This window comes from Lysobacter ciconiae (genome assembly GCF_015209725.1).
In the GTDB taxonomy this organism is placed as follows: domain Bacteria; phylum Pseudomonadota; class Gammaproteobacteria; order Xanthomonadales; family Xanthomonadaceae; genus Novilysobacter; species Novilysobacter ciconiae.
This window is the reverse complement of record NZ_CP063656.1, coordinates 2017982-2042775: the sequence shown is the minus strand read 5'-3', so window position 1 is coordinate 2042775 and position 24794 is coordinate 2017982. Positions and strand designations below refer to the sequence as shown.

The window sequence follows — 24794 nt, the reverse complement described above, 5'->3', positions numbered from 1 at the left end:
CAGTGGGATCGGATGGAGATCGGAAGGAGACGGGATGGGACGGGCGTCAGTCATGCGCGACCCGATGCCGGGCGACGATGGCGCGGGCGACCAGGCTGGTCAGCAGGACGAAGGTGGTCAGCACCAGCGCGCCGGCCCAGGCGAGGTCCTGCCAGGACTGGTAGGGGCTGCTGGCGTACTGGTACATGACCACCGGAACGCTGGCCATCGGGCCGGTCAGGTCGGCGCTCCAGTACTGGTTGCCGAAGGCGGTGAACAGCAGCGGCGCGGTCTCCCCGGAGATCCGCGCCAGCGCCAACAGGATGCCGGTCATGACGCCGGGCAGGGCCGAGCGGAACATCACCTGCAGCACCACCTTCCAGTGCGGCATGCCGAGCGACAGGGCCGCCTCGCGCATCTGGCCCGGGACCAGCCGCAGCATCTCGTCGGTGGTCCGCAGCACCACCGGCACGACGATGAAGGCCAGGGCGATGGCGCCGGCGATGGCGGAGAAATTGCCGCCGGTGCGCATCACCACCAGCGTGTAGACGAACAGCCCCAGCACGATGGACGGTGCGGAGAGCAGGATGTCGTTGACGAAGCGCACGACCGTGCCGACGCGGGTGCCGCGACCGTACTCGGCCAACCAGGTGCCGGCGGCGATCGCCAATGGAGTGCCGATCGCGATGGCCAGCAGACACATCACCGCGCTGCCGAAGAACGCGTTGCGCAGACCGCCCCCGGTCATCGGCGGCGGCGTGTCGCGGGTGAACAGCGCCACCTCGATGCCGCCAAGGCCCTTGGCCAGCAGCGTCCACGAAATCCACCCCAGGCAGACCAGGCCGATCACGGTCGCCACGTTGGACAGCACCAGCGCCAGCGCGTTGCCGATCCGGCGGCGGCGATACAGCGCGTCAGCGACGGCCTCGTTGCGAAGCGCGGTCATCAGCTGCCCTCCCGGCGCGCCAGCCGGGCCAGCATCACGCGTGCCAGCGCCAGCACGACAAAGGTGACGATGAACAGCACAAAGCCCAGCAGCAATAGCGCGGAGCGGTACTCGCCGGTGGCCTCGCCGAAGTCATTGGCGATCAGCGCCGCGATGGTGGTGCCCGGCTCCAGCAGCGAGGCGGTAAAGCGGGTCGAGTTGCCGATCACGAACGCCACTGCCATGGTCTCGCCCAGCGCCCGGCCCAGGCCCAGGAAGATGCCGCCGATCACCGCCGAACGGGTGTAGGGCAGCACGATGTTCCAGCTGACTTCCCACTTGGTCGAACCCAACGCGTAGGCCGACTCCTTCAGCCGCGTCGGCACCGTGAGGAAGACCTCGCGCATCACCGAGCTGATGAAGGGCACCACCATGATCGCCAGCACGATGCCGGCGGTGAGCATGCCGATGCCGATCGGCGGCCCCTGGAACAGCGGGCCGATCACCGGCAACGGGCCGAGGTGCTCATTCGCCCACGGCGTGACATGGCGCGTCATCACCGGCACCAGCACGAACAGGCCCCACATGCCGTAGATGATCGAAGGGATGCCGGCCAGCAGCTCGATCGCGGTGCCCACCGGGCCGCGCAGCCAGCGCGGCGCGACCTCGGTGAGGTGGAAGGCGATGCCGAAACTGAGCGGCACCGCCAGCAGCATCGCGATGGCGGCGGTGACCAGGGTGCCGAAGATCGGGACCAACGCCCCGTACCGGCCCTGCACCGGGTTCCAGTCGGCGGAGAAGAAGAAGTCCAGGCCGCTGGCCTGCAGCACCGCGCGACCGCCCCAGAGCATGGACAGGGCGGCGCCAGCCAGCAGCAACAGCACCAGCGCGACGGCAGCGGCCAGCGCGTAGCGGAACCAGCGGTCGTTGCGCGCGTCGGCGGTGTCGCGCGCAAGGATGCCGGCGTTGGTCAGGACGCTCGTGCTCATGGATGGCGGCGGGTCACTGGGCGTCGGCGGGTGAAACCGAATTCGCTGGCCCAGTATCGCTCCACCTGGTCCACCAGTGGCGCCGGCAGCGGCACGTAATGCAGCGCGTCGGCCTGCGCCTGGCCGTTGTGCAGGGCCCACCGGAAGAAGTCCAGCGCGTTGCGGCTGCGCTCCGCGTCCGCCGGCTGCTTGTGCATCAGGATGAAATTGGTTGCGGTGATCGGCCAGGCCTGCTCGCCGGGCGCATTGGTGATCACCAGGTTGAAGTCGCTGGCGCCGGCCCAGTCGGCGGTGGCGGCCGCGGCCTGGAAGCTGTCGGCGTTCGGCGCGACGAAGTTGCCGGCGGCATTCTGCAGCAGCGCGTGCGACATGGCGTTCTGGATCGCGTAGGCCAGCTCGACGTAGCCGATCGCACCGTCGATCTGCTGGACGTAGGACGCCACGCCCTCGTTGCCCTTGCCGCCGACACCTGCCGGCCACTGCACGGACTTGCCTTCGCCAACAGCGTCCCGCCACGCCGGACTCACCTTGGACAGATAGTTGGTGAAGTTGAAGGTCGTGCCCGAACCGTCGGAGCGCTGGACCAGGCTGATGCCGGTCGCCGGCAGCGCCAGGTCGGGGTTGAGGGCTGCGATCGCCGGATCGTTCCAGGTAGTGAGCTTGCCCAGGTAGATGTCCGCCAGCAGCGGTCCGGTCAGGCGCAACTGGCCCGGCTCGATGCCGGCGACGTTGACCACCGGCACCACGCCGCCAATCGCGGAAGGGAACTGACCGAGGCCCGCCTGGGCCAACTCGGCGCTCGACAGCGGTGCGTCCGAGGAGCCGAAGTCGACCGTGGCGGCGGTGATCTGGGCGATGCCGCCGCCGGAGCCGATCGACTGGTAGTTGACCTGGTGGCCGGTCGCGGCGTGGTAGTCGGCGGACCAGCGCGACACCAGCGGGAAGACGAAGGTCGCGCCCGCGCCGGTGATCTGCGCGGCACCCGCGGCGCCGGCGTCGGCGTCGGACGTGCTGCCGTCGGTGGGCGCCGTGCAGCCGATAGCGGCGGCGGCAAGAGCGAAGACGAAGGACAGGGCGGCGATGCGGTTGGGTTTCATGGGCGGCTCGTCAGGGCCGGCGTGGCCGGCGTTGGCACCATGAAAGGACGTTTGTGTTACCGGCGTATGACCGTGAGGTCCGAATGCTGAACAGGAAAAAGGGCGCCTCCGGTGGGAGCGCGCCCTTTTTTCTAGGGTTCGCCGCGGCGATGACCCGCCGCGATGCTGTCTTCGCTCCCGAAGCTAGTGCTGCTCGGCCCCCGCCTTGGCCACGGCCTCCAGCTTGGCCAGGTCGACGCTTTCCACCGCGGACTGGATCTGCTGGAAGTTCTCCGCGGTGCCCTCGGCCTTCACCGTGAAGCGGCTGCCGACCATGACCTCGTAGGCGCCCCGGCCGCTGCGGCTGTTCCACTTCTCTTCGATATGACGTCCGTTGCGGCTGTAGGTCTTCTCAAAGCCGTCCTGCGTCTCCGATGAGGACTCCGAACTCATCAGTCCGCGGAATGCGCCCATCTTGGCCATCATCGGCGCGTCCGACAGCGTCAGCTTGAGGCGCCGCTGGCCGTCCTCGCTGGCGTAGTCGGCCGAGGCGTTGCTGACCTGCATCCCCATGGCACTCTCGCGGCTGGCGCTGGTGCCGGTGCGCGGCATCCCGGCGATTGATGCCGGCAACAGGCCCTTCAGCTGCTCCGGCTCCAGCGCCTCCAGCGGCTTGCCGTCCTTGCCGCCGAACAGCGCGGCCATCGCCGCCTCCGCGGACGCCATGTCGGCATCGCGTGAGTCGCCGTCAGCGCCGGTGGCTTTCGCAGCGCCGCGGTCCTTGCTGCGGCTTCCCGACTCGGCCGCCTCCATGCGCTCGCCGGCGGCCTTCATCTGCTCGCCAAAAGCCGCCAGTTGGCCCAGCTTGGTGTCCTTGTCGAACACGACGCTGGAGCTGCTCGAGGTCCCGGTCATCGCACCGGTCGCCATTGCGCCGATACCGGTCACCCCGGCCACCAGCGCGCCGATCAGCAGGCTCAGCACCAGCGTGATCACCACGATCACCACGGTGTAGGCCAGCGATTTCTCCGGCGGGTTCTTCATCGTGTGCGGCAGGCCCAGGTACAGCAGGTAGATGGAATAGATCCCGCCGACCACGCCAATCAATCCGCCCAACCATGGAATGATGACGGCTATCCCGGCGACCCAGGCCGCGGTGTAGGCGTAGGCGATCACCTTCAGCGCCTGCACCTGGTTCTTCTGGCCGCGAAAGCTCGGCGCCAGCGCGTTGATGATCAGTGCCACGACATACACCATGACCAGGCTGAGCGCGTAGGTCAGCAGCGCGCCGAGCAGGCCGGCCACGATGCCGGTGCGCATGGTCGCGCCGAACATGCTGTAGCCGATCAGGCTGGTCTTGATGAAGGTGAAAATGGCCGGCAGCGCGGCCAGGATCATGATGTATCGGGTGTAGAGCCGGGCGACCGTCGCCGGCTCTGCGCCGATGACCGGCCAAGTGCCGCGCGGGTTGAACAGGATGGACTTGACCCGGTCGATCAAGGGTTCGGAATTCATGCGCTACTCCACGTTGTGCAGACAGGGGCCGGGCTGGCCGGCACTCACTGGTCAAGTACGAGGGGCGGCACCCGATCCGGACATCGTGTCCTCCTACCAGTGGAACTGCAGCCGTGCCTCGATGATGTCGGGGTTGTCGTCGATCCCCGCGCGCCGGCTGTCGAGCTTCACGTAGTTCAGCGCCAGCTTGAAGTTCGAGCGCCAGTAGACATTCACCCCGGCGGTGATCGCGTCCATCCGGCCGCCCTGCACGGCGCCGTCGTCCAGATCGATGGTGTCGTAGCGCACACCAAGCTGCCACATACCCGCCGCCGGGTCGCTGGGAGCTGCGGTGGCGGGAACGCCGTCCTTGTACTTCCAGCCCTCGCCGGTGACGTTCCACAGGGCGCTCAGGTACCCGCCGCTGCCGCGGAAGTCGTCCGCGCCGGTGCCGTGGCGGTCGACGTCGACCTGCATGAACTCGCCCTGCAGCTTGACCGGCCCGCGCGCCCAGAAGCTCTCCAGACCGATCGTCGCCATCCGGTCCGCATTGGCCAGGGTGCCGGTGCTGACCAGGCTCGCTTTGGTCAGGTCGGCATTGGGTTTGGCCGACAGCTTGATTGCGTCGCCATCGACATCGCGGTCGACGTACGACAGGCCGAAGTGGAGGATGGTGCCGTCCTGGTTGATCGGGGCAAAGGTACCGCGCAGGCCGACACCGTCACCGGCGGCCTTGTTGCGGGTCAGCTCGCTGCCAAAAACACTGGCGGTGATGGCGAAGGGGCCGCTGCCATAGGACCAGGCGGCGCCCAGGCGACGACCGATGGCGAAGCTGTTGGTGATGGTGGCCTTGGAGATGAAGTCGTTGTGCCTGGTCGACGACAGCTCCTCCAGGCTGTTGGGCTGCTTGAACTGGCCCATCTGAAGGTAGTGCCGCTTGTTGCCGCCCAGCTTGTACTTCGCATTGACGTCGAGCCACTTGTCGGCTTTGGCGTCATAGCCGAGCACCCAGTCGGTGTTGCCCGGGCCCTTGCCCTTGAGCACCAGCTCGGCGCGACGCAGCTCCTGGTCGGCGTTGCTGCCGTCCAGCGCATCGCCATTGAGGTCTGCCAGGTCGCTGCCGAAATGGTTGTAGTCGGCCTGGACCAGTCCTTCGAAGCTGATCTCCGTGCCACCGATGACATCGAGGGCGATTTCGGCATGGGCGAGCGGAACGGCGCCCGCCAGCAGCAGCGCGGTGGCAAGAGGGGTCAGGCGGATCTGCATGGCGGAGGGCGTCACATTGGAAAGTGCGTGCAGTGTGGAGAGGCAACATTGCCGCGATATGACAACGGCGCCGTGGCAAAGCGGCCGCGGGGTCGCGCAAGCGTTTGCGCCTGCGTCAGCCGCGACCCTGACGCTTGCCCACGCCGTCCGGTGGCGCCTCCGGTTCCCCAGGCGTCTTGTCGCTGTAGCGGCAGATGTCGCGGATCACGCAATGCGGGCAGTCGGGCGTGCGCGCCTTGCACACGTAGCGCCCGTGCAGGATCAGCCAGTGGTGGGCGTCGCGCAGGTACTCGTCGGGAATCACCCCCACCAGGAGGTCCTCGACCTCGCGCACATTCCTGCCCGGCGCCAGGCCGGTGCGGTTGGACACCCGGAAGATGTGGGTATCGACCGCCATCGTCGGTTCGCCGAACGCGGTGTTGAGCACCACGTTGGCGGTCTTGCGGCCGACGCCGGGCAGGGCCTCCAGCGCCGCGCGGTCGTTGGGAACCTGGCCGTCGTGCCGTTCCAGCAGCAGCTCGGCCATGGCCACCACGTTCGCCGCCTTGGTGTTGTACAGCCCGATGGTGGCGATGTAGGGCTTCAGGCCTTCCACGCCGAGGGCCGCTATCGCCGCCGGCGTATTGGCGACCGGGAACAGTTTCCGCGTCGCCTTGTTGACGCCCACGTCGGTGGACTGGGCCGACAGCGTCACCGCCACCAGCAGCTCGTAGGGGCTGGCAAATTCCAGCTCGGTGGTCGGTTCCGGGTTGAGTTGGCGCAGCCGGGCAAACATCTCCTCGATCTCGGCCTTGCGCAGCTTCGAGCGCGGGCGGGTCTTGCGGCGGACCGGGGTGCTCAACGCTTGGGATCTCCGTGCTCGGGCGGGTCGTGCTTGGGCGGACTCGGGGTGGCTGATCGGGGCGGCGACTTTGCCTGAGCGCGCGCCGCGACTTTTGCCTGCGCCCGCGCCAATGCCGCAGCCGCGGCCGCCGGCAGCGCCGGGCTCACCACGCGTGGCGCCTCGAACGGGCGCGCCGTTTCGACCGCGCCGGGAACCGTCGTCTTGGGCGAGCCCTTGACTCCCGCAACGAGCGCCGCCCGGCGCTGCTCGCGCTCCAGCCGCCGACGCTCCAGCCTCGCTTCGCGCTGGCGATAGCGCGCACGAGCCGCCAGCGCCTGCCGGCGCTCGCCCTGCACGCGATCCAGCAATACACTGCAGTCCGCGCTGCACGCGGGGCAGGGCGTGACGTCCAACAACCCGAGCGAAAAGGCGCGGTCCAGGTCGCCGACCGCCAGCGCATTGCTGACCGGATGGGCGGCGCTGCCGCGCGCATCCGTGCAGCCGCAGGCACAGGCCGGCGCTGGCAGTGGCAGTCGCGATGGCGCCGCGGCGGAAGCGAACTCCGGATCCACCGGCTTCAGCTGCCCTGGAACGCCGGCTTGCGACGTTCGAGGAACGCGCTGGTGCCTTCGCGCATGTCATCGGTGGAGAACATCAGGCCGAACTGCGCCGTCTCGTACTCCAGGCCTTCCTCGATCCCGCACTCGCCGCCGACGTTGACGCAGTCGATCACCCCGCGCAGGGCCAGCGGTGCGGACGCCGCCAGCTGCCCGGCCAGCTTCATGGTCTCCTCGTGCAGCTCGGCGGCGGCAACGACGCGATTGACGATGCCCAGTTCCAGCGCGCGGGCAGCGTCCACCGGTGCGCCGACCAGGCACAGCTCCAGCGTGGCCGCGCGTCCGGCCAGCCGCAGCAGGCGCTGGGTGCCGCCAAAGCCCGGGATCAGCCCCAGGTTCACCTCCGGCTGTCCGACCTTGGCCTTGTCGGATGCGATGCGCAGGTGGCAGCACATGGCCAGCTCCAGCCCGCCGCCGAGTGCGAAGCCGTTGACCATCGCGATGACCGGCTTGCCGAGCTTCTCGATGCGCCGCATCAGGCGCTGGCCGCGCAGCGAGAAATCGCGGCCCTGGACCGGCGTCAACGCGTTCATCTCACTGATGTCGGCGCCCGCCACGAACGCTTTCTCGCCGGCGCCGGTCAGCACCACGCAGCGCACGCCGGGATCGCTGTCGGCCGCGTCGAACGCCGCGTGCAGCGCATCCAGCGTGGCGGCGTTCAGCGCGTTCAACTTGTCCGGGCGGTTGACGGTGATCACGCGGACGGCGGCGTGGTCGGCGACGGTGACGATGGCGGAGGCGGCGTTTTCGGGCATTGATCGGGTCCGGGAAAAAGAGAGACGGGTGGATTGCGGAACTTGCCGGCCAAGCGAGGGTCGGACGTGGGTCGTCAGTGGCGGTTAAGCCCTTGCGTCGTTATCCTAGCGTGTCCGCCCGGGGCTGTTGACCGGCGTGGCATCCCAATCGGGGCGGTGCGTCCGCTTCGCGTCACCTCCGGAGGTTTTACCGAATGAAGTTGCGTTTGATTGCGGTCGCCGTTGCGGCCTTGACCCTGACCGCAGGCCAAGCCTTCGCCCAGGACACCTCATCCGAAAAGGGCAAGCTGAGCTACGCGCTCGGTTATGACCTGGGACGCAATGCCAGCGAAAGCGGCGAAGCGCTCGACGTCGGCACCATCACCAAGGGATTGCAGGACGGCTACGCGAAGAAGGACCCGGCCGTGCCCGTCGACCAGCTCCGCAGCGCCGTGGAGAACATGCAGAAGCGCCAGCAGGCCAAGGCGAAGGCGGCCTGGGATTCCGCAGCCGCTGAAAACAAGACCCGCAGCGACGCCTTCATCGCCCAGAACAAGGCCAAGGCCGGCGTGCAGGCGCTGCCCAGCGGCGTCCAGTACCGCGTGATCGAAGCGGGCAAGGGTGCCAAGCCGACTGCCGCCAGCACCGTCTCGCTGGAAGTCGCCGGCCCGTTCCCGTGGGGCCAGCGTCAGCAAGGCGAAGCCTCGCAGGCACGCCCGATGCCCGACATCAAGTTGTCGGAAGTCGAGATGCCGGCGATGCGCGAAGCGCTGCAGATGATGCCTGCCGGATCCAAGTGGGAAGTCACCCTGCCGGCCGACAAGGCGTACGGTGCCGATCCGCGTACCGGCATTCCGCCCAACATGGCGGTGCAGTTCGAGATCAAGCTGGTCAGCGTCAAGTAAAGGTGTGACCGCGGCCTGGTCCGCGAACCGTCTCAACGTTGCGCCGGCCCCGTCCGGCGCAACGCATTTCTGGCCTTTGGAGTTCGTGCGCTTTCAGGAGTGTTGCCATGTACCAGCCCCTGCCGCCCATGCTCACTCCCTGCACCGGCGTGTGCGTTCTGGATGAGCGCGGGCAATGCGACGGCTGCCATCGCACCGGCGATGAGATCGCGCGCTGGTCGCAGATGGACGATTGCGAGCGCGCCCACCTGATGGACGTGGTGTTGCCGGACCGCGAGGCAGGGCGGGGATGAGCCCTGCGGCACTGATCGCGCGGCTGGATGCCGGCGGTCGGCTGCGACGCGCGTTGCACCCGCTGCAATCGCCACCCACCGGCCCGGCATGGAACCTCGCCGAGCTGCACGATCTTCTGCTGCCCGGCGACCCGCAATTCGACGCTGCTGTTTTGGTCGGGCTGGTACCGCGACCCGATGCCACCCAGGTCCTGCTGACGCGACGCACCGATGCGCTGCGCCACCACGGCGGGCAGGTCGCCTTTCCCGGTGGCCGCGTGGAGGAAGATGACGTGGATGCGGTCGCCGCCGCGCTGCGCGAGACCGACGAGGAAATCGGCGTGCCCCCGGCGCAGGTCACGCCGTTGGGCCTGCTCGACCCCTTGCTCACCATCACCGGCTTCCGGGTGATCCCGGTCGTGGCGGTGATCGATCCCGCGCACCGCATCCATGCCGACCCGGGCGAGGTCGCCGAGGTGTTCGAGGTGCCGCTGGCGTTCCTGCTCGATCCGGGGAACCTGGTCGGCAAGCATGTGGACTACCGCGGCCGCAAGCGCGAGGTCTGGGAGTACCGCTATCCGGCCCAGCGCATCTGGGGCGTGACCGCCTCTATCCTGATGAACCTGCGGCAGCGACTGGAGCACGTGACATGAGCGATCAGGTTTCCCATTCGACTTCCGGGTCGAAGTCCGGTTCCCATTCGATGCCGCGCTGGCAGACCCTGGTGACGGTGGAAGATCTGGCCCGTGCACTCGGCCGGCCCGACGTGGTGGTGCTGGATGCGCGCTCATCGCTCGCCGATCCGGCCGCGTGCGAGCAGGCCTACCGGCAGTCCCACATCCCCGGCGCGTACTTTGCCGACCTCGACCGCGACCTGTCGGACCATTCCCGCCCCGGCGGTCGCCACCCTTGGCCAACCGCCGCGAAGTTCACCGACAGGCTGGGCGAGTGGGGCATCACTCCTCAGCATCAGGTAGTGGTCTACGACGCCGGCGATGGAGGGCTTTCCGCCGCACGCACCTGGTTCCTGCTGCGTTCGCTCGGCCATCGCGACGTGGCGGTGCTGGACGGCGGCTGGAAGCGCTGGACCGAGCAGGATTGCCTGGTGGAGGTCGGGTCGCCCGTCGCGCCCACGCCGGCGGCCTACCACGCCGACTTCGACCCGGCGCTGCTGCTCGATGCAGCGCAGGTCCAGTCGCACCTGGCCGCCGGCGGCATGCTGGTGGACGCGCGCGCAGGCGAACGCTACCGCGGTGAGGTCGAGCCGATCGACAAGGTCGCCGGCCATGTTCCCGGCGCGGTCAACCGGCCGTATTCCCTCAACCTCGAGAACGGACACTTCAAGCCCGCGGCCGCGCTCCGGGACGAGTTCACCGATCTGCTCGACGGTCGTGATCCGGACGAAGTGGTGGTGATGTGCGGATCGGGTGTCACCGCCTGCCATCACCTGCTGGCGTTGGCGCACGCCGGCCTGCCCGGCGCGAAGCTGTTCACCGGTTCCTGGAGTGGTTGGATCGAAGACCCGGCGCGCCCGATCACGACCGGCGCCTAGCCAGCGCGCAGGCTGTGACCTGCTGGGCGGGGGGAGATCTGTGGACCGCCGAGGGGCGCGACCTGCCGACCTTCCGGGCGAATGTCCCCCGGCACCCGCCTGTGGCGGATGCCTCCTCCTCTATTTCGCCCCGAAGGCCCACAGGTCCCGCTGTCAGATCGCAGCGGTACGCGGACATCGAACGGCTGGGCTTTCGCTTCTACAACCACCGTCATACAACGGCGAGGGCGAATGCCCTTGGGTGCGAAATAAAAGAGGAGGCACCGGCTTCGTCGGTGCCGGGGACATTCGCACCCAAGGGCATTCGCCCTCGGTGCCCGGTCATACAACGCCCACCCGAAGACCTATTTTTTGCCCAGCCGCGCCACCAGCGCCTTCAGCGCGTCCTGCGTGCCCGGCTCGAACCAGGCGTCGACGAACACCTCCAGGCCGATGTGTTCCGGCTGCAGGGCCTCGATCACCTCGGCGCGGGCAATCTCGCGGGTGTGGCGCATCGCGTCGTGGGGCAGGGCCAGCAGCGCGCCGAGCCACTCGTGTGCGCGCGCCAGCAAACCGCTGGTGTCGTGCTCCGGGCCCATGTCGACCAGCTCATCGACCAGGCCGAACCGCAGCGCGGTATCGGCGTCGACCATGTCACCGGCGACCAGCAGGCGCTCGGCACGGTGCGCGCCAACCACGCGCCGCATCAGCCGCTGCACCCCTTCCGGGGCAACCAGGCCGACCCGCGTCTCGTTCAGGCCAATGCGGAAATCGCCGGACGCCATGATCCGGTAATCGCAGCACAATGCGTACACGCAACCGCCCGCCGGTGCGTGACCGGTGATCGCCGCGACCACCGGGATGGTGCTGGCGGCAAGCGCGCGTGCCGCGCCGAAAAACGCCTGCCAGGCCTCGCTGATGGCCTTGCGGTCATCGCCCAGCGACAGCAGGTAGGGAACGTCCAGGCCGGCGGAGAAGATCCGCGGCGCGCCGGCCAGCACGATGCCGCGCGCACCCTCGCTGATCGCCGAAGTCACCGCGTGGTGCAACTCCCGGCACAGGGCCGGGTCCAGCGCATTGACCGGCGGGCGGGCCAGCTGCAACTCGACCACGTCGCCATGCACCCTGGCCTTGACGTGGCTCACGGCCGGTCGCCCTCGGTCCAGCGGTAGCGCACGGTGTAGGTCAGCACGGTCTCGCCCTTGGCCGGAACCGGCACGTCGAACTCCACCTGGTTGGCGCCCTTCTTTGTCGCCGGCACGCCGGACTCGATGATCTGCCAGTCGCTCCAGCGCGGCAGGTTCTCCAGCACCTGGATGGTCGCATCTTTGTCCTTGGCGTTGCCCAGGGTGATCGCGAACGACTCGGTGATCGTGCGGCCGGCGCGGTCCAGACGGAAGTCGGTGGCTTCGCGCTCGGCGCGCAGGTCGAACGGGCGGCCCACCTCCAGGGTGATATCGGCGCCCTGGGCGGTATGCGCGAGCATCGACTCGCCCAGGAAGTCCTCGCCGTCGAACACGCGCACGCGACCGGCCGGCAGCGGCTGGCCGAGGCCGGCCTCCTTGGAGTTGGTCACTGCCACGGTCGCGGTAACCGGCAGGGTCCCGGTCTGGCCGCGCTGGACCGGCTCGATCAGCGGACGCGGCGGAATCCACGGCTCACCGCGCTGGCCGACCGTGTACGCGCGCTCGCAGGTGACCGCGGGCAGCTGGGCGAACAGCGGCACGCGCTCGACCACGCCGTTGGCGACAGTGATGGCATTGGGCAGCTCGTAGGCGTGGTATTCGCCGGACTGCCGCACCGACGGCATGTCCATCATCTTCGGCGCCGCCGTGGCAGCCGCGTCATAGGCGCTGTTCATCGCCATCTCGGGACGGCCGCGGGCGTGGGCGGGTTCACCAGCGACCAGCGTGATCCGGGCATTGCCGAAACCCACGCCGGCGCGGTTGACCAGCAGGGCGGCGCCGTCCAGCGCCAGCGTGCAGTTCCTGGCGTCGGCGTCCGCGTTGGCCAGCGTGGCGCGGTACTCGGCGCGCCAGGCCATGCCGCCCATCGGGTAGCTGAGCAGGAAGTCGGCGTCGCCGGCCTTGTCGGCCTGCACGGTCCAGCGCAGCTCGGCCTGCTGCGGCACCAGCTTGCTGCCATCGACCACGCTGAAGTTGTCGTAATCGCGGATCACCTTGATGCGGCCGTCGCCCAGCGCCAGGGTCAGGCCGTCGTTGGCGGCCAGCAGCACGCCGTTGTCGCTCTGCTTGGCGGTGCCGGCGGTGTGCTCGACCACGATCCGCTGCCCGATCACCTGGGCGATCACTTCATCGGTGCCCGACAGCGGGGCGACGAAGCGTTGCGACAGCAAGCTGATCCCGTCCGAGCGCGGCTGCAGCTGGGCGGCCTCCACGTCCATCGAGCGGGGCATGCCATTGGCCGACACGGAATTCACGCCGGACTGGAGGGTGTAATGCAGCGGGCGTTCGACCAGCGCAAACCCGGGCATGCCGACGCGGGCGAGGGTATCGCCGGACAGCGACTCGTAGTCGCCGCTGTAGATGGTCAGGCGCGTGCTGCCGCTTTCCGGGTTGGCGCCGGTGCTTGCCGGCGGCGGCGTCGGCTTGGCGGCGGGAGGCGCGGCCTCTGGGTCGGATGCGGGCTTGCCGGAACACGCGGCGAGCGCAACGGCAACGGCAAGGAAGGGCAGCGTTCGGCGCATCTCGGACTCCAGTCTCGACCTGCCGGTATCATAAGGGCATGAACACCCTCCGCGTTTCCCTGCTGGGCTCCCTTGTCGCCGTCGCATTCAGTCTGGCCTCGCCGGTGGCCGCCGCGGCCGATGTGGAATGCCTGCCGGAAGTCAGCGACGGCTGGATCCGCGTGCCGCCCGCCGGCATCCCGGTCTTGGCGGGCTTTGGCACCATCACCAACGCCTGCGACACGGCGGTGACCCTGGTGTCGGGCAGCAGCCCGGGCTTTGAGGATGTGTCCATCCACGAGACGCGTTTCGACGATGGCATGGCGCGGATGCGTGCGATCCCGCGCCTGGTGGTTCCTGCCAGCGATAGCGTCACGCTCAAGCCCGGAGGCCTGCATATGATGCTGATGAAACCCAGGGTCACGCCGGTCGCGGGTGACCAGGTCCGGATTGATCTGCAGCTGGAAGACGGACGGAAGATTTCCGGCGATTTCAGGATCCGAAAATAGGACCTGGCATCGACGCGACGGACGCGCGCCGGTTGGGCGCCGCGCAGTGGCGTCAGTGCACACCACGAAGAGGGCGGCGATGAGCCAGGTGTCGAAACGTCCCCATCCGCCCGTATTGCCGCGTGTGCTGGCCTGCCTGTTTGTCATCAGCGTGTCCGCTCCGGCGTGGGCGCAGGAGTCGGCCTCGCGGGTGCAGGTCGCACCGCCGATCGCACTGAGCTTCGAGCAAGCCCGCACCACGCTGGAGCAGTCATCCGACGCGCTGGCCGCCGCCGACGCCGGCGTTCGCGGCAAGCTCGACCTCGCCCGCGCCACCCGCTCGCTGCGCGTACCCGAGGTGTCGGTGGACGTGCGCCAGATGGAGTTCCAGAAGACCCTGAGCCTGCCGCTGGGCTCGCTGGCACCGGTCGCCGAGGCGTTTGGCATTCCCAGTCCGCTGCAGTTCCGTGAGCGCGACTGGCGCCTGCGTCCGGTGCTGAGCACCGTGGTGCCGATCTACAGCGGCGGGCAGATCCCGGCCGCGCAGGCGGCCGCCGCGGCGGCCGTCCGCCAGGCCTCGGCGGAACGCGACCTGGAGTCGCAATCGCAGGTGCTGCAACTGGTGCAGCGCTATTTCGGCCAGCAACTGGCGCGGCAGGCGCTGGACGTGCGCCGCGACGTGCGCGACGGGCTGCAGCGCCATGTGGAGAATGCCGAAAAGCTCGAACGCGAAGGTTTCGCGACCAAGGCCCAGCGCCTGCAGGCCACGGTCGCCCGGGACCAGGCCGAGCGTGACTACCAGCGCGCGATCAACGACCTGGACACGATCAGCGAATCGCTGGCCAACCTGCTGCGCAGCGACCGGCCCATCGCCCCGACCACCCCCTTGTTCGTGATCAGCAGTCCGACGGCCCCGATCGAGACGTATCGCCAGCAGGCGCTCGCGCAACACCCGCAGATCCGTCGACTGCAGGCGCTGGGCGAGCAGGCCAGCGAAGGGGTCAAGGTGCAGCAGGCCAAGCTCAAGCCGCAGGTGTATGCCTTCGGCCAGTACGACCTGTACCGCGAGGACGCAATGATCACCGACCCCGACTGGGCGTTCGGCATTGGCGTGAAATACACCTTCCTGTCGGGCAGCAACCGGCCGGCGCAGATTGCCGCCGCCCGCGAGCAGGAATTCGCCGCCGAGGCCGGACTGCGCGAGGCGCGCAACCAGATCACCTCGGGCGTCAGCAAGGCCTACAACGATCTGGAATCGGCGCGCCAGCAGTACCTGTTGCTGGACAGCGCCATCGAACTGTCGCGTGAGAACCTGCGCCTGCAGGAGCTGTCGTTCCGCGAAGGCCAGGTGACCTCGCTGGACGTGATCGATGCCCGCCTGCAGCTGGGTGGCGCGATGGTCGAGCGCGCGCAGGCAGCCTACGACTACGACGTGGCGCTGGCGCGATTGCTGGAAATCAGCGGGCGGCTCGATGACTACCACGACTACTTCCGCAAGGCGGACAAGGTGCTGCAGCAATGAGCGAGAACGCGAGTGCCAACAAGAGGACACCACCAAGTGGACCGCGCCGTTGGCTGGGCGTTGGCGCCATCGTGGTGGTCGTCGCGCTGGTCGTGACCGGGCTGTGGCTGGCCTTCCGCGCGCCGGCCGATGTGGTGCAGGGCATGGCCGACGCCGACAGCATCAACGTATCGACGAAAATCAGTGCGCGGGTGTCGAAACTGCTCGTGCGCGAGGGCGACCGGGTCGAGGCGGGGCAGGTGCTGTTCGAGCTGGACAGTCCGGAGGTCGCCGCCAAGCAGGCGCAGGCGGACGCGGTCCTGGACGCGGCGCGCGCGCAGGCCGGCAAGGCCGAGGAGGGCGCGCGCTCGGAAGACATCCGCGCGGCGGAGGCCAACTGGCGTCGCGCCAGTGCCGGCGCCGAGCTCTCCCGCGCCACCTATCGGCGGGTCGATAACCTCTACCGCGAAGGCGTGATGACCCGGCAGAAGCGTGACGAGGCCCTGGCCCAGCAGCGCAGCTCCAATGCCCTGGAGGCCGCCGCACGCGCGCAGTACGACATGGCCCTTGCCGGTGCGCGCGGCGAGGACAAGGCGGCCGCGCAGGCGCAGGTGCGCCAGGCCGAGGGCGCCGTGGCCGAGGTGAGCGCCGCCCAGTTGGAGATCGAGGGGCGCGCGCCGATCGCCGGTGAGGTCGGCAAGCGCCTGGTCGACGTCGGCGAACTGGTGCCGGCCGGATACCCGGTGTTCGCCCTGGTCGATATCGACCGCATGTGGGTCTCGCTCAACCTGCGCGAGGACCAGTTCGGCGGCATCCGGGTGGGAACGCAGCTGCGCGGCGACATTCCCGCGCTGGGGCTGGAAGGTGTGCCGTTCGAGGTCTACTTCATCAGTCCCGCCGGTGACTTCGCAACCTGGCGTTCGACCCGCCAGTCCAGCGGCTACGACGTGAAAAGTTTCGAGGTCCGGGTACGGCCGGCGCAGAAGGTCGACGGCTTCCGCCCGGGCATGAGCGTCCTGTTCGCATGGCCACCGGCGGATTAGCCGGGACGGCGGACAGCGCAACGCCAATGCAGGCGCTGCTGGCATCGGCACGCCGCGAATGCCGCTTCCTGCGTGGAAGTCCCTGGGATCTCGCGCTGGCCACGTGGATCCCTTGCGTGCTGCTTTTAATCGTGGCGTGGTTGTTCAGCGGAGGAGTGCCGCGCGAGCTGCCCGTCGCCGTGGTCGACCTGGATCGAAGCACGACCAGCCGTGAGCTTGTGCGCCACCTGCAGGCATCGCCGGGGCTGACGGTGTCCGAGCAGCCAGCGTCGCTGGAGCAGGCGTTTTCCCTGGCGCGCGCGCTGAAGGTGTATGCCGTGGTGCATATCCCGGCGGGGACCGGGCGCGACATCCAGCGCGACGGCAGTGGCACGGTTCTGAGCTACTTCAACGCCAGTTACCAGGTGGCAGGCCAAGCGGCGGCGCGTGACATCGACAGCGCGGTGCAAGCGGTGTCAGCGCAGTTGGCGGTGGCCGAGGTCGCCCTGACCCGCGGTCCGGCGAGCGTGCGCGCCGCGCCCGTCTCAGTGCAGACCAGTGTGTTGTTCAACCCTGGTCGCAGCTACGAGCAGTTCCTGCTGGCCCTGTTGTTCCCGGCCATCCTGCATCTCGCGCTGTGCGTGGCAATGGTGGGTGCATTCGGACGCGAACTGCGCGATGCAACCATCCAGGCCTGGCTGCGCGAAAGCCAAGACCGCCTGGTGCCGGCAGTGCTCGGTAAGATGGCGCCGTATCTCCTGTTGTTCACCGCGTACGGCGCGGCCAGCCTGGTTTGGCTGGCGGTGCTGCGCGGCGGCGGCCTGGCCGACGGTTTCGGCTTGTTGATGCTGGGGCAGGCGCTGATGTATCTGGCTTACGCGGCGATCGCGCTGCTGCTGGTCGCGGCCACCCGCAACATGGCCTCGGCGTTGTCGATGGCCGGGCTGTACGCGGGCACGTCGCTGGCATTCTCGGCGGCGACGTTCCCGTTGCAGGGCGCGTCCTGGTTCACCCGGCTGTGGAGCGCGCTGCTGCCTTTCACCGCCTACCTCAAGCTGCAGGCGCAGCAACTGGACATGGGTTCCTCGCTGGAGGTCTCGGCCTGGCCACTGGGTGTCTTGCTCCTGTTCGTGGTGATTCCCGGCGCCATCGGCATGGCCCTCCTGGGGCGGGCCTCGCGCGACCCGGCAGCGTGGGGGCGGCGATGAACCGGTTCGCGTTCGCCTTCGGCGAGACCCTGCGCGCGATTGCCGGCGACCGCGTGGCGATGCTGACCCTGGTCGGCGCGATCCTGCTGTACTCGTTCTTCTATCCGGCCGCGTATCGCCACCAGGTGGCCGTTGACCTGCCGCTGGTCGTGGTCGATCAGGACCGCAGTCCGTTGAGTCGCGACCTGTTGCGCAAGCTCGATGCGGTGCGCGCGGTCCACGTCGTCGGCGTGTTGGGATCAATGGATGATGCGCGCACCGTGGTGGAGCGTGGCGATGCCGAAGCGATTCTGCTGGTGCCGGCGGATTTCCAGCGCGACATCCTGCGCGGCGGTCAGGGCCGGCTGGCGCTGTTCGGCAACGGCACCCTGCTGGGACGGGCGAGCCTGGTGCTGCAGGGCGCGGCGACGGCAATCACCGCCTTCGGACAGGAGGTGGCGGTCAGCCAGGCGCAATTCGCCGGGGTGCCGGCGGGGCCGCCGCTGCAGTCGATCGAGCGGCCGCTGTTCAATACCGCCGAAGGGTATGGCAGCAGCATCGTGCCCGGCGTCGCGGCGCTGATCGTGCAACAGACCCTGCTGATCGGCGTGGCGGTGATGGCGGCGACCCGGCGCGAGCGCCATGGCCAGCTGCGGCTCTCGCGACCGGGCCTGGCCGGCATTGCCGCCGCCTTCGCGATGATGGGGATGCTCAGCCTGCTGTATTTCAGCGGCTTCGTGTACTGGTTCCAGGACTACCCGCGCGGCGGTAACCTGGCGGGCCTGTTGCTGGCCGGAGCCTTGTTCATTGCCGCGGTGGTCGGCTTTGCGATGTTTTTCGGCAGCTTCTTCCGCACCCGCGAGCGCGCCTTCCAGCTGATCACCGTCACCTCGCTGCCGCTGTTCTTCCTGTCCAACCTGTCGTGGCCGGTGGAGGCCACGCCACGGCTGCTGATGCGCATCGCCCAATGGCTGCCCAGCACGCCGGGGATCAACGCGCTGGTCAAGGTCAACCAGATGGGCGCTACCCTGGCAGAGGTATCGGGTGAGCTGGCCAACCTGGCGCTGCTGGCGTTGCTGTATGGCGCGTTGGCGATGTGGCGTTACCGGCCGCGCCGCTCAGCGTGAGCAGGCTTCCCGGACCTTGTGCGGCAGCTCGGCCGCACGGCCGCTGTCGCGATCGATCCACACCATCACCACGTTGCCGTCGCAGTAGACGATCGAGCGGTCCTCGTCGTCGACGATGCGGTGGCCAATGCTGAGGCTGGTGTTGCCCAGCCGCTCCACGAACAGCTCGACCACCACCTCGGCCGGCCAGGTGATCGGCCGACGGTAGTTGAGCTGCGCAGCGGCCACGACCGGTGCCACGTGGTCGTCCATGCCCTGGCCGGGCACGCCCATCATCCAGTGCAGCCGCGCCTCTTCCAGGTAGCTGAGGTACTTGGAGTTGTTGACGTGGTTGAACGCGTCCAGGTCACGCCAGCGCACCGCCATCGGCACCCGGATCAGATCCGCGCTGGGAGGGGCGCCCGAATCGTTCTGCGCTGATGGGAGCGGCTTCGCCGACTCCGCCGCGCCTTGCTGCTTGGCAGGGCGCTGTCCTGCCGCGGTCTTCTTCGCGGTCGTCTTGCGCGCGGCGGCCTTCTTCACCGCGGGCTGTTCCGCCGGTGCCTTGTTGGTCGCAGCCTTGTTGGACGGCGTCTTCTTCGCCGCCGCTGCGCGCGGTTTGGCGCCGGGCTTGCCCGGATTCGCGGGTGGGGACTTGTCGCTCATGCTTTGCTTGTCTTCCTGGCAGTCTTGCGCGGCGTCTTGCTCGCGCGGGGCGTGGCGTCGTCGGTGTCGGATTTCCGGGCTTCATCACCGGCCGTCGCGCGGGCCAGCACCGGGGCAAGGAAATGCCCCGTGTGCGAGTGTTTCAGCCCGGCGATGTGCTCCGGTGTGCCGCTGGCAAGGATGTTACCCCCGCGGTGTCCACCTTCGGGCCCCAGGTCGACGATCCAGTCCGCGGTCTTGATCACGTCCAGGTTGTGTTCGATCACCACCACCGTGTTGCCGTCGTCGCGCAGGCGATGCAGGACCGCCAGCAACGCCTCGATGTCGTGGAAGTGCAGTCCGGTGGTCGGCTCGTCTAGGATGTACAGCGTGCGCCCGGTATCGCGGCGCGAGAGCTCCTTGGACAGCTTGACCCGCTGCGCCTCGCCGCCCGACAGCGTGGTGGCCGACTGGCCCAGCTTGACGTAGCTCAGGCCGACATCGACCAGGGTCTCCAGCCTGCGCGAGATCGATGGAATCGCGTCGAACAGCTCCAGCGCGTCCTCCACGGTCATGTCCAGCACGTCGCTGATGCTGTAGCCCTTGTAGAGGATCTGCAGCGTCTCGCGGTTGTAGCGCTTGCCGCCGCAGACGTCGCAGGGCACGTACACATCGGGCAGGAAGTGCATCTCGACCTTGATCAGGCCGTCGCCCTGGCAGGCCTCGCAGCGGCCGCCGCGCACGTTGAAGCTGAAACGCCCCGGTGCGTAGCCGCGCGCGCGCGACTCGGGCACCTGGGCGAAAAGTTCGCGCAACGGGGTGAACAGCCCGGTGTAGGTGGCCGGATTGCTGCGCGGGGTGCGGCCGATCGGCGACTGGTTGATCTCCACCACCTTGTCGAACAGGTCCATGCCCTCCACCGAGCGGAACGGCGCGACCGCACGCGCCGCGCCGTTGAGTTCGTTGGCGGCCAGCTCGTACAGGGTGGCGTTGATGAGCGTGGACTTGCCCGATCCGGACACGCCGGTGATACAGGTCAGCAGGCCGGCCGGGATCGCCAGGTCGACGTCCTTGAGGTTGTTTCCGGTGGCGCCGCGCAGGTGCAGGATCTGCTCGGGGTTGGGCTTGTGCCGCTTGGCCGGCACCTCGATGCGCTTGCGGCCGCTGAGGTAGTCGCCGGTCAGCGAGCGCGGCGCGGCCAGGATGTCCTCGTACGAACCTTGCGCGACCACTTCGCCGCCGTGCACGCCGGCGCGCGGGCCGATGTCGATGATGTGGTCGGCCAGGCGGATCGCATCCTCGTCGTGCTCGACCACGATCAACGTGTTGCCCAGGTCGCGCAGACGGGTGAGGGTGCCCAGCAGGCGCTCATTGTCGCGCTGGTGCAGGCCGATGGACGGCTCATCGAGCACGTACATCACGCCGACCAGGCCGGCGCCGATCTGCGAGGCCAGGCGGATGCGCTGTGCCTCTCCACCGGACAGCGAGTCGGCCTTGCGCTCCAGGGTCAGGTAATCCAGGCCGACGTCGACCAGGAAGCGCAGCCGGTCACTGATTTCCTTGACGATGCGCTCGGCGATCTCGCCGCGCCAGCCGGCCAGGTGCAGTTGCTTGAAGAACGTCAGCGTCTCGTCGATCGGCAGCACGACGATGTCCGGCAGCGGATGGTCGCCGACGAACACGTTGCGCGCCGCACGGTTCAGGCGCTGGCCGCCGCAGTCCACGCAGGAGCGCTCGCTGATGTACTTGGTCAGCTCGTCGCGCACCGCGGCCGATTCGGTCTCCTTGTAGCGACGCTCCAGGTTGGGAACGATGCCTTCGAAGCGGTGCTTGCGCTGGTGCCGCGTGCCGCCCTCGGTGAGGTAGGTGAAGGCGATCTGCTCGGTGCCGCTGCCAAACAGCACCGCCTCGCGAATGTCCTCGGGCAACCGGTTCCAGGGCGTGTTGACGTCGAAGCCGTAGTGCTTGGACAGCGACTGGATCAGCTGGAAGTAGTAGGCGTTGCGCCGGTCCCAGCCACGCACCGCGCCGGCCGCGAGTCCCAGCTCGGGATGCACGACCACGCGCGCGGGATCGAAGTACGCGGCCATGCCCAAGCCGTCGCAGGTCGGGCAGGCGCCGACCGGCGAGTTGAACGAGAACAGGCGCGGTTCCAGCTCCTGCAGCGAGTAGTCGCAGACCGGGCAGCTGTACTTGGACGAGAACAGCATCGGGGCGGCAGAAGCATCATCCAGCGACACGACCTGGGCCATGCCGTCGCCGAGCTTGAGCGCGGTTTCGAACGACTCGGCCAGGCGTTGCTTCAGATCCTCACGCGGACGGAAGCGGTCGATCACCGCCTCGATGGTGTGCTTGGAGCGGAGCGCCAGCGGCGGCACCGCGTCGATCTCGTGCAGCTCGCCATCGACGCGCACGCGCACATAGCCCTGCGCGCGCAGCTGGTCGAACACCTGTGCATGCTCGCCCTTGCGCTCGCGGATCACCGGCGCCAGCAGCATGTAGCGCTGCTCGGCGGTCGCCGGGTTGTCGGCCAGCGCAATGACATGATCGACCATCTGGCTGACCGTCTGCGCCTCCAGCGGGTAGCCGTGGTCGGGGCAGCGCGGCGTCCCCACGCGTGCGTACAGCAGGCGCAGGTAGTCGTAGATCTCGGTGATCGTGCCGACGGTGGAGCGCGGGTTGTGCGAGGTGGATTTCTGCTCGATCGAGATCGCCGGGCTCAGGCCTTCGATATGATCCAGGTCGGGTTTTTCCATCACCGACAGGAACTGCCGCGCGTAGGCCGACAGCGACTCCACGTAGCGGCGCTGGCCCTCGGCGTAGATCGTGTCGAACGCCAGCGACGACTTGCCCGAGCCGGACAGGCCGGTGATCACGATCAGCTTGTCGCGCGGGATGTCGAGATCGATGTTCTTGAGGTTGTGCGTCCGCGCGCCGCGGATGCTGATGAATTCCATCGCCATCGAGGAAGCCTGTGGGGTAGGGGGAGAAGCTCGCGCGAAGAGCGCGCGGAAGCGAACAGATAAGCTTATTGAGTGGAGGAAATGGGGGCAATTGGCGCAAATGGAAGGTTTGCGGGTCCTCGGCGTCGCGAAAGGACCCGCGTGCTTGTCGCAAGCCCATGAACCCATTACAATTCCGCTTCTGTCCGCCCTCGACGGCGCGGCAGCGACCAAAAATAACTACAGAGGAATATGGTCATGTACGCAGTGGTAGTCACCGGCGGTAAGCAATACCGCGTCATGCAGGGCGAGACCCTGCGCGTTGAGCTGCTCGAAGCCGAAGCCGGCAGCGAGGTCAAGTTCGACAACATCCTGATGCTGGGCGACGGCGAGGGCGTGAAGCTCGGCGACGAACTCAAGGGTGCCACGGTCAGTGCCAAGGTGGTCGGCCACGGACGTGCGGACAAGATCCGCATCATCAAGTTCCGTCGCCGCAAGCACCACCGCAAGCAGATGGGTCACCGTCAGCACTACACCGAAATCGAGATCACCGGCGTTGCCGGTGGCGACAAGAAGTAAGGAGCAGCAGCCATGGCACATAAAAAGTCCGGAGGCTCGACCCGCAACGGTCGCGACTCCAACCCGAAATACCTCGGCGTGAAGATCTACGGTGGCCAGGCGATCGACGCCGGCAACATCATCGTGCGCCAGCGCGGCACCCAGTTCCATCCGGGTCCGGGCGTGGGCCTGGGTCGTGACCACACGCTGTTCGCGCTGGTCGATGGCAAGGTCGAGTTCTCGACCAAGGGCCTGAAGAAGCGCCGCACCGTCAGCGTCGTCAGCGCTTGACCGCTGCGGACCGGGCTCAGGCCTGGTCCGGCAAGCGTGCTGCGAAGGCCCCGCTCCGGCGGGGCTTTTCGTTTCCCGGGCACAATACGTCCGCGCAGCACACGCATCCATTTATCGAGGTTTTCCATGAAGCTGGTGGACGAAGCCGAAATCCAGGTCTCAGCAGGCAACGGCGGCAACGGCTGCGTTGGGTTCCGCCGTGAGAAGTACATCCCGCTTGGCGGGCCGGACGGCGGCGACGGCGGGGCAGGCGGCAGCGTCTGGCTGGAGGCCGACGAGAACCTCAACACTCTGGTGGATTTCCGCCATCAGCGCCGCTTCCGCGCCCAGCGCGGCGAAGACGGCCGCGGCCGGCAGATGTACGGCAAGGGCGGCGAGGACACGGTCATCACCGTTCCGGTCGGCACCGTGGTGGTGAACGTGGAAACCGACGAGGTCATCGGCGACATGATCACCCACGGCGAGCGCCTGCTGGTCGCCCAGGGCGGCAAGGGCGGCCTGGGCAACATGCACTTCAAGACCTCGGTCAACCGCGCGCCGCGCAAGGCGCTGCCCGGCCTGCCCGGCGAGGAGCGCGAGCTGAAGCTGGAGCTCAAGCTGCTGGCCGATGTCGGCCTGCTGGGCTTCCCCAACGCCGGCAAGAGCACCCTGATACGCGCCGTCTCGGCCGCCACACCCAAGGTCGCCGACTACCCGTTCACCACGCTGTACCCGAACCTGGGCGTCGTCAGCGTCGAGAAATACCGCAGCTTCGTGATCGCCGACATTCCGGGCCTGATCGAGGGCGCGGCCGACGGCGCCGGCCTGGGCGCGCAGTTCCTGCGCCACCTCCAGCGCACGCGGCTGCTGCTGCACCTGGTGGACGTCGCGCCGATGGAGGGCGGGGTGGAGATGAGCCCGGCCGACCAGGTGCGCGCGATCGAGCGGGAGCTGGAGAAACACGACCCCGAGTTGCTGGCCAAGCCCCGCTGGCTGGTGTTCAACAAGTCCGACCTGCTGCCCGAGGACGAGCGCGAGAAGCTGGTGCAGGACATCGTCGACGAGCTGGGCTGGCAGGACCGCTGGTTCCTGGCCTCGGCGATCGGCCGCGAGGGTACCTGGCCGATCATGCTGGAGATCATGGCGTTCTTCGACCGCCAGAAGGCCGACGCGCAGGAAGCGGCCAGCGAGGCCGCAGCCCAGGCCCGGGCGGACGCCGACGCCGCACGCCGCGATGCCGAACAAGGCTGAGAGCACCCCGATGGCGGAGCCGGTGTTTGACACGACACGGCTCGACGCGCATCGCATGACTTCCGCACCCACGAAAAAACCCGGCCTGAGCCGGGTTTTTCATGTTGCCACCGATGTCGCGTTTGCCGCAGCGGCCGGCGTTGGCCGGCGCGCGGCGCGCGGATCAGGCGGCCTTCAGCGCCTTGATGCGGGCGTTCAGGCGGGCCTTGTGACGGGCTGCCTTGTTCTTGTGGATCAGGCCACGCGAGCTGAAACGGTCGAGGATCGGCTGGGCAACCTTGAAGGCGGCCTCGGCGCTCTCGGCGTCATTCTCGCCAAGGGCCTTGAGCACCTTCTTGACGGAGGTGCGCAGCATCGAGCGCTGGCTCGCGTTGCGGGCATTGCGCACGACGGTCTGCTTGGCGCGCTTCTTGGCGGACTTGATGTTTGCCACGGCGTATTCCTGAAAATTGTTGGTGCTGGAAGAAGAGAATATGGTACGGCGTAAAATCAGACCGGAAAGTATGCGGGGGTCGGCGGGTTTGGTC

At 68.2% G+C, this 24794-nt stretch carries 23 protein-coding genes and 1 pseudogene; 11 read left to right on the top strand and 13 right to left on the bottom strand.

Going from position 1 to position 24794, the window contains the following annotated elements:
* Window positions 1-46: 46 nt before the first annotated feature.
* From pstA to INQ41_RS09100, 8 genes are all read right to left on the bottom strand, one after another.
* Window positions 47-925 (bottom strand): phosphate ABC transporter permease PstA, encoded by an 879-nt coding sequence (gene pstA, locus INQ41_RS09135; RefSeq protein ID WP_193983840.1) that lies wholly within the window; start codon window positions 923-925, stop codon window positions 47-49.
* On the bottom strand, window positions 925-1893 hold the full coding sequence (gene pstC, locus INQ41_RS09130; RefSeq protein ID WP_193983838.1) for a phosphate ABC transporter permease subunit PstC: 969 nt from the start codon (window positions 1891-1893) through the stop codon (window positions 925-927). Before pstC ends, pstA begins: the two co-directional genes overlap by 1 nt.
* Window positions 1890-2990, bottom strand: coding sequence for a phosphate ABC transporter substrate-binding protein PstS (pstS, locus tag INQ41_RS09125; RefSeq protein ID WP_193983836.1), 1101 nt, complete (start codon window positions 2988-2990; stop codon window positions 1890-1892). Before pstS ends, pstC begins: the two co-directional genes overlap by 4 nt.
* A gap of 183 nt (window positions 2991-3173) precedes the next feature.
* Entirely contained in the window at window positions 3174-4484 is a 1311-nt protein-coding gene (locus tag INQ41_RS09120; protein ID WP_193983835.1) for a Yip1 family protein, read from the bottom strand.
* A 93-nt stretch (window positions 4485-4577) separates the two neighbouring features.
* The gene (locus INQ41_RS09115; RefSeq protein WP_193983833.1) at window positions 4578-5729 is read right to left on the bottom strand and encodes an OprO/OprP family phosphate-selective porin; all 1152 of its coding nucleotides are present in this window, start codon (window positions 5727-5729) and stop codon (window positions 4578-4580) included.
* A gap of 115 nt (window positions 5730-5844) precedes the next feature.
* Complete coding sequence (gene nth, locus INQ41_RS09110) at window positions 5845-6570, bottom strand: endonuclease III (RefSeq protein ID WP_228076560.1); 726 nt, start codon at window positions 6568-6570, stop codon at window positions 5845-5847.
* On the bottom strand, window positions 6567-7124 hold the full coding sequence (locus INQ41_RS13380) for a hypothetical protein (protein ID WP_193983831.1): 558 nt from the start codon (window positions 7122-7124) through the stop codon (window positions 6567-6569). Before INQ41_RS13380 ends, nth begins: the two co-directional genes overlap by 4 nt.
* Before the next feature lie 5 nt (window positions 7125-7129).
* Complete coding sequence (locus INQ41_RS09100; RefSeq protein WP_193983829.1) at window positions 7130-7924, bottom strand: enoyl-CoA hydratase/isomerase family protein; 795 nt, start codon at window positions 7922-7924, stop codon at window positions 7130-7132.
* A 194-nt stretch (window positions 7925-8118) separates the two neighbouring features.
* Here INQ41_RS09100 and INQ41_RS09095 point away from each other — a divergent pair, with 194 nt between their 5' ends.
* The 3 genes and pseudogenes from INQ41_RS09095 to INQ41_RS09085 all read left to right on the top strand — a co-directional run bounded on the left by INQ41_RS09095 (window position 8119) and on the right by INQ41_RS09085 (window position 10632).
* Window positions 8119-8808, top strand: coding sequence for an FKBP-type peptidyl-prolyl cis-trans isomerase N-terminal domain-containing protein (locus INQ41_RS09095; protein WP_193983827.1), 690 nt, complete (start codon window positions 8119-8121; stop codon window positions 8806-8808).
* Window positions 8809-8915: 107 nt separating this feature from the next.
* Window positions 8916-9733 (top strand): annotated as a pseudogene (locus INQ41_RS09090) (CoA pyrophosphatase).
* Window positions 9730-10632, top strand: coding sequence for a sulfurtransferase (locus INQ41_RS09085; RefSeq protein ID WP_407074229.1), 903 nt, complete (start codon window positions 9730-9732; stop codon window positions 10630-10632). The pseudogene INQ41_RS09090 and the gene INQ41_RS09085 overlap by 4 nt, the downstream one beginning before the upstream one ends.
* A gap of 344 nt (window positions 10633-10976) precedes the next feature.
* On the opposite strand, the gene INQ41_RS09080 is transcribed toward INQ41_RS09085, so the two are convergent.
* The gene (locus tag INQ41_RS09080; RefSeq protein ID WP_193983825.1) at window positions 10977-11756 is read right to left on the bottom strand and encodes an enoyl-CoA hydratase/isomerase family protein; all 780 of its coding nucleotides are present in this window, start codon (window positions 11754-11756) and stop codon (window positions 10977-10979) included.
* Complete coding sequence (locus INQ41_RS09075) at window positions 11753-13318, bottom strand: DUF4139 domain-containing protein (protein ID WP_193983824.1); 1566 nt, start codon at window positions 13316-13318, stop codon at window positions 11753-11755. Before INQ41_RS09075 ends, INQ41_RS09080 begins: the two co-directional genes overlap by 4 nt.
* A gap of 38 nt (window positions 13319-13356) precedes the next feature.
* Between INQ41_RS09075 and INQ41_RS09070 the strand changes: the two genes are divergently transcribed.
* From INQ41_RS09070 to INQ41_RS09050, 5 genes are all read left to right on the top strand, one after another.
* On the top strand, window positions 13357-13806 hold the full coding sequence (locus INQ41_RS09070) for a copper chaperone PCu(A)C (protein ID WP_193983822.1): 450 nt from the start codon (window positions 13357-13359) through the stop codon (window positions 13804-13806).
* A gap of 79 nt (window positions 13807-13885) precedes the next feature.
* Window positions 13886-15307 (top strand): TolC family protein, encoded by a 1422-nt coding sequence (locus INQ41_RS09065; RefSeq protein WP_193983820.1) that lies wholly within the window; start codon window positions 13886-13888, stop codon window positions 15305-15307.
* Window positions 15304-16329 (top strand): HlyD family secretion protein, encoded by a 1026-nt coding sequence (locus tag INQ41_RS09060; RefSeq protein WP_193983818.1) that lies wholly within the window; start codon window positions 15304-15306, stop codon window positions 16327-16329. Before INQ41_RS09065 ends, INQ41_RS09060 begins: the two co-directional genes overlap by 4 nt.
* A gap of 26 nt (window positions 16330-16355) precedes the next feature.
* Window positions 16356-17516, top strand: a complete 1161-nt coding sequence (locus tag INQ41_RS09055) for an ABC transporter permease (protein ID WP_193983816.1) — start codon at window positions 16356-16358, stop codon at window positions 17514-17516.
* The gene (locus INQ41_RS09050; RefSeq protein ID WP_193983814.1) at window positions 17513-18622 is read left to right on the top strand and encodes an ABC transporter permease; all 1110 of its coding nucleotides are present in this window, start codon (window positions 17513-17515) and stop codon (window positions 18620-18622) included. Before INQ41_RS09055 ends, INQ41_RS09050 begins: the two co-directional genes overlap by 4 nt.
* On the opposite strand, the gene INQ41_RS09045 is transcribed toward INQ41_RS09050, so the two are convergent.
* Together INQ41_RS09045 and uvrA are read right to left on the bottom strand one after the other, a co-directional pair.
* Window positions 18614-18988 carry an acyl-CoA thioesterase gene (locus tag INQ41_RS09045; RefSeq protein WP_193987304.1) on the bottom strand — a complete coding sequence of 125 codons (375 nt, stop codon included), beginning with the start codon at window positions 18986-18988 and terminating at the stop codon, window positions 18614-18616. The two genes, INQ41_RS09050 and INQ41_RS09045, sit on opposite strands and share 9 nt — an antisense overlap.
* 275 nt (window positions 18989-19263) lie before the next feature.
* Complete coding sequence (gene uvrA, locus INQ41_RS09040; protein WP_193983812.1) at window positions 19264-22209, bottom strand: excinuclease ABC subunit UvrA; 2946 nt, start codon at window positions 22207-22209, stop codon at window positions 19264-19266.
* 237 nt (window positions 22210-22446) lie between these two features.
* Here uvrA and rplU point away from each other — a divergent pair, with 237 nt between their 5' ends.
* The 3 genes from rplU (at window position 22447) to cgtA (ending at window position 24267) form a co-directional block, all read left to right on the top strand.
* Entirely contained in the window at window positions 22447-22767 is a 321-nt protein-coding gene (rplU, locus tag INQ41_RS09035) for a 50S ribosomal protein L21 (protein ID WP_193983810.1), read from the top strand.
* Between the two features lie 12 nt (window positions 22768-22779).
* Window positions 22780-23037: a 50S ribosomal protein L27 gene (rpmA, locus tag INQ41_RS09030; protein ID WP_193983808.1), complete on the top strand. Its 258-nt coding sequence runs from the start codon at window positions 22780-22782 to the stop codon at window positions 23035-23037.
* A 126-nt stretch (window positions 23038-23163) separates the two neighbouring features.
* Window positions 23164-24267, top strand: coding sequence for an Obg family GTPase CgtA (gene cgtA / locus INQ41_RS09025; RefSeq protein ID WP_193983806.1), 1104 nt, complete (start codon window positions 23164-23166; stop codon window positions 24265-24267).
* A gap of 163 nt (window positions 24268-24430) precedes the next feature.
* Here the strand turns inward: cgtA and rpsT are convergent, their stop codons facing one another.
* On the bottom strand, window positions 24431-24700 hold the full coding sequence (rpsT, locus tag INQ41_RS09020; protein WP_043957476.1) for a 30S ribosomal protein S20: 270 nt from the start codon (window positions 24698-24700) through the stop codon (window positions 24431-24433).
* Window positions 24701-24794 lie beyond the last annotated feature (94 nt).

What these genes read in the sequence shown, in the direction of transcription:
- pstA (WP_193983840.1), bottom strand. Translation starts at nt 925, where the DNA reads ATGACCGCGCTTCGCAACGAGGCCGTCGCTGACGCGCTGTATCGCCGC.
- pstC (WP_193983838.1), bottom strand. Translation starts at nt 1,893, where the DNA reads ATGAGCACGAGCGTCCTGACCAACGCCGGCATCCTTGCGCGCGACACC.
- pstS (WP_193983836.1), bottom strand. Translation starts at nt 2,990, where the DNA reads ATGAAACCCAACCGCATCGCCGCCCTGTCCTTCGTCTTCGCTCTTGCC.
- INQ41_RS09120 (WP_193983835.1), bottom strand. Translation starts at nt 4,484, where the DNA reads ATGAATTCCGAACCCTTGATCGACCGGGTCAAGTCCATCCTGTTCAAC.
- INQ41_RS09115 (WP_193983833.1), bottom strand. Translation starts at nt 5,729, where the DNA reads ATGCAGATCCGCCTGACCCCTCTTGCCACCGCGCTGCTGCTGGCGGGC.
- INQ41_RS09100 (WP_193983829.1), bottom strand. Translation starts at nt 7,924, where the DNA reads ATGCCCGAAAACGCCGCCTCCGCCATCGTCACCGTCGCCGACCACGCC.
- INQ41_RS09095 (WP_193983827.1), top strand. Translation starts at nt 8,119, where the DNA reads ATGAAGTTGCGTTTGATTGCGGTCGCCGTTGCGGCCTTGACCCTGACC.
- INQ41_RS09085 (WP_407074229.1), top strand. Translation starts at nt 9,730, where the DNA reads ATGAGCGATCAGGTTTCCCATTCGACTTCCGGGTCGAAGTCCGGTTCC.
- INQ41_RS09075 (WP_193983824.1), bottom strand. Translation starts at nt 13,318, where the DNA reads ATGCGCCGAACGCTGCCCTTCCTTGCCGTTGCCGTTGCGCTCGCCGCG.
- INQ41_RS09070 (WP_193983822.1), top strand. Translation starts at nt 13,357, where the DNA reads ATGAACACCCTCCGCGTTTCCCTGCTGGGCTCCCTTGTCGCCGTCGCA.
- INQ41_RS09065 (WP_193983820.1), top strand. Translation starts at nt 13,886, where the DNA reads ATGAGCCAGGTGTCGAAACGTCCCCATCCGCCCGTATTGCCGCGTGTG.
- INQ41_RS09060 (WP_193983818.1), top strand. Translation starts at nt 15,304, where the DNA reads ATGAGCGAGAACGCGAGTGCCAACAAGAGGACACCACCAAGTGGACCG.
- INQ41_RS09055 (WP_193983816.1), top strand. Translation starts at nt 16,356, where the DNA reads ATGCAGGCGCTGCTGGCATCGGCACGCCGCGAATGCCGCTTCCTGCGT.
- INQ41_RS09050 (WP_193983814.1), top strand. Translation starts at nt 17,513, where the DNA reads ATGAACCGGTTCGCGTTCGCCTTCGGCGAGACCCTGCGCGCGATTGCC.
- INQ41_RS09045 (WP_193987304.1), bottom strand. Translation starts at nt 18,988, where the DNA reads ATGGCGGTGCGCTGGCGTGACCTGGACGCGTTCAACCACGTCAACAAC.
- uvrA (WP_193983812.1), bottom strand. Translation starts at nt 22,209, where the DNA reads ATGGCGATGGAATTCATCAGCATCCGCGGCGCGCGGACGCACAACCTC.
- rplU (WP_193983810.1), top strand. Translation starts at nt 22,447, where the DNA reads ATGTACGCAGTGGTAGTCACCGGCGGTAAGCAATACCGCGTCATGCAG.
- rpmA (WP_193983808.1), top strand. Translation starts at nt 22,780, where the DNA reads ATGGCACATAAAAAGTCCGGAGGCTCGACCCGCAACGGTCGCGACTCC.
- cgtA (WP_193983806.1), top strand. Translation starts at nt 23,164, where the DNA reads ATGAAGCTGGTGGACGAAGCCGAAATCCAGGTCTCAGCAGGCAACGGC.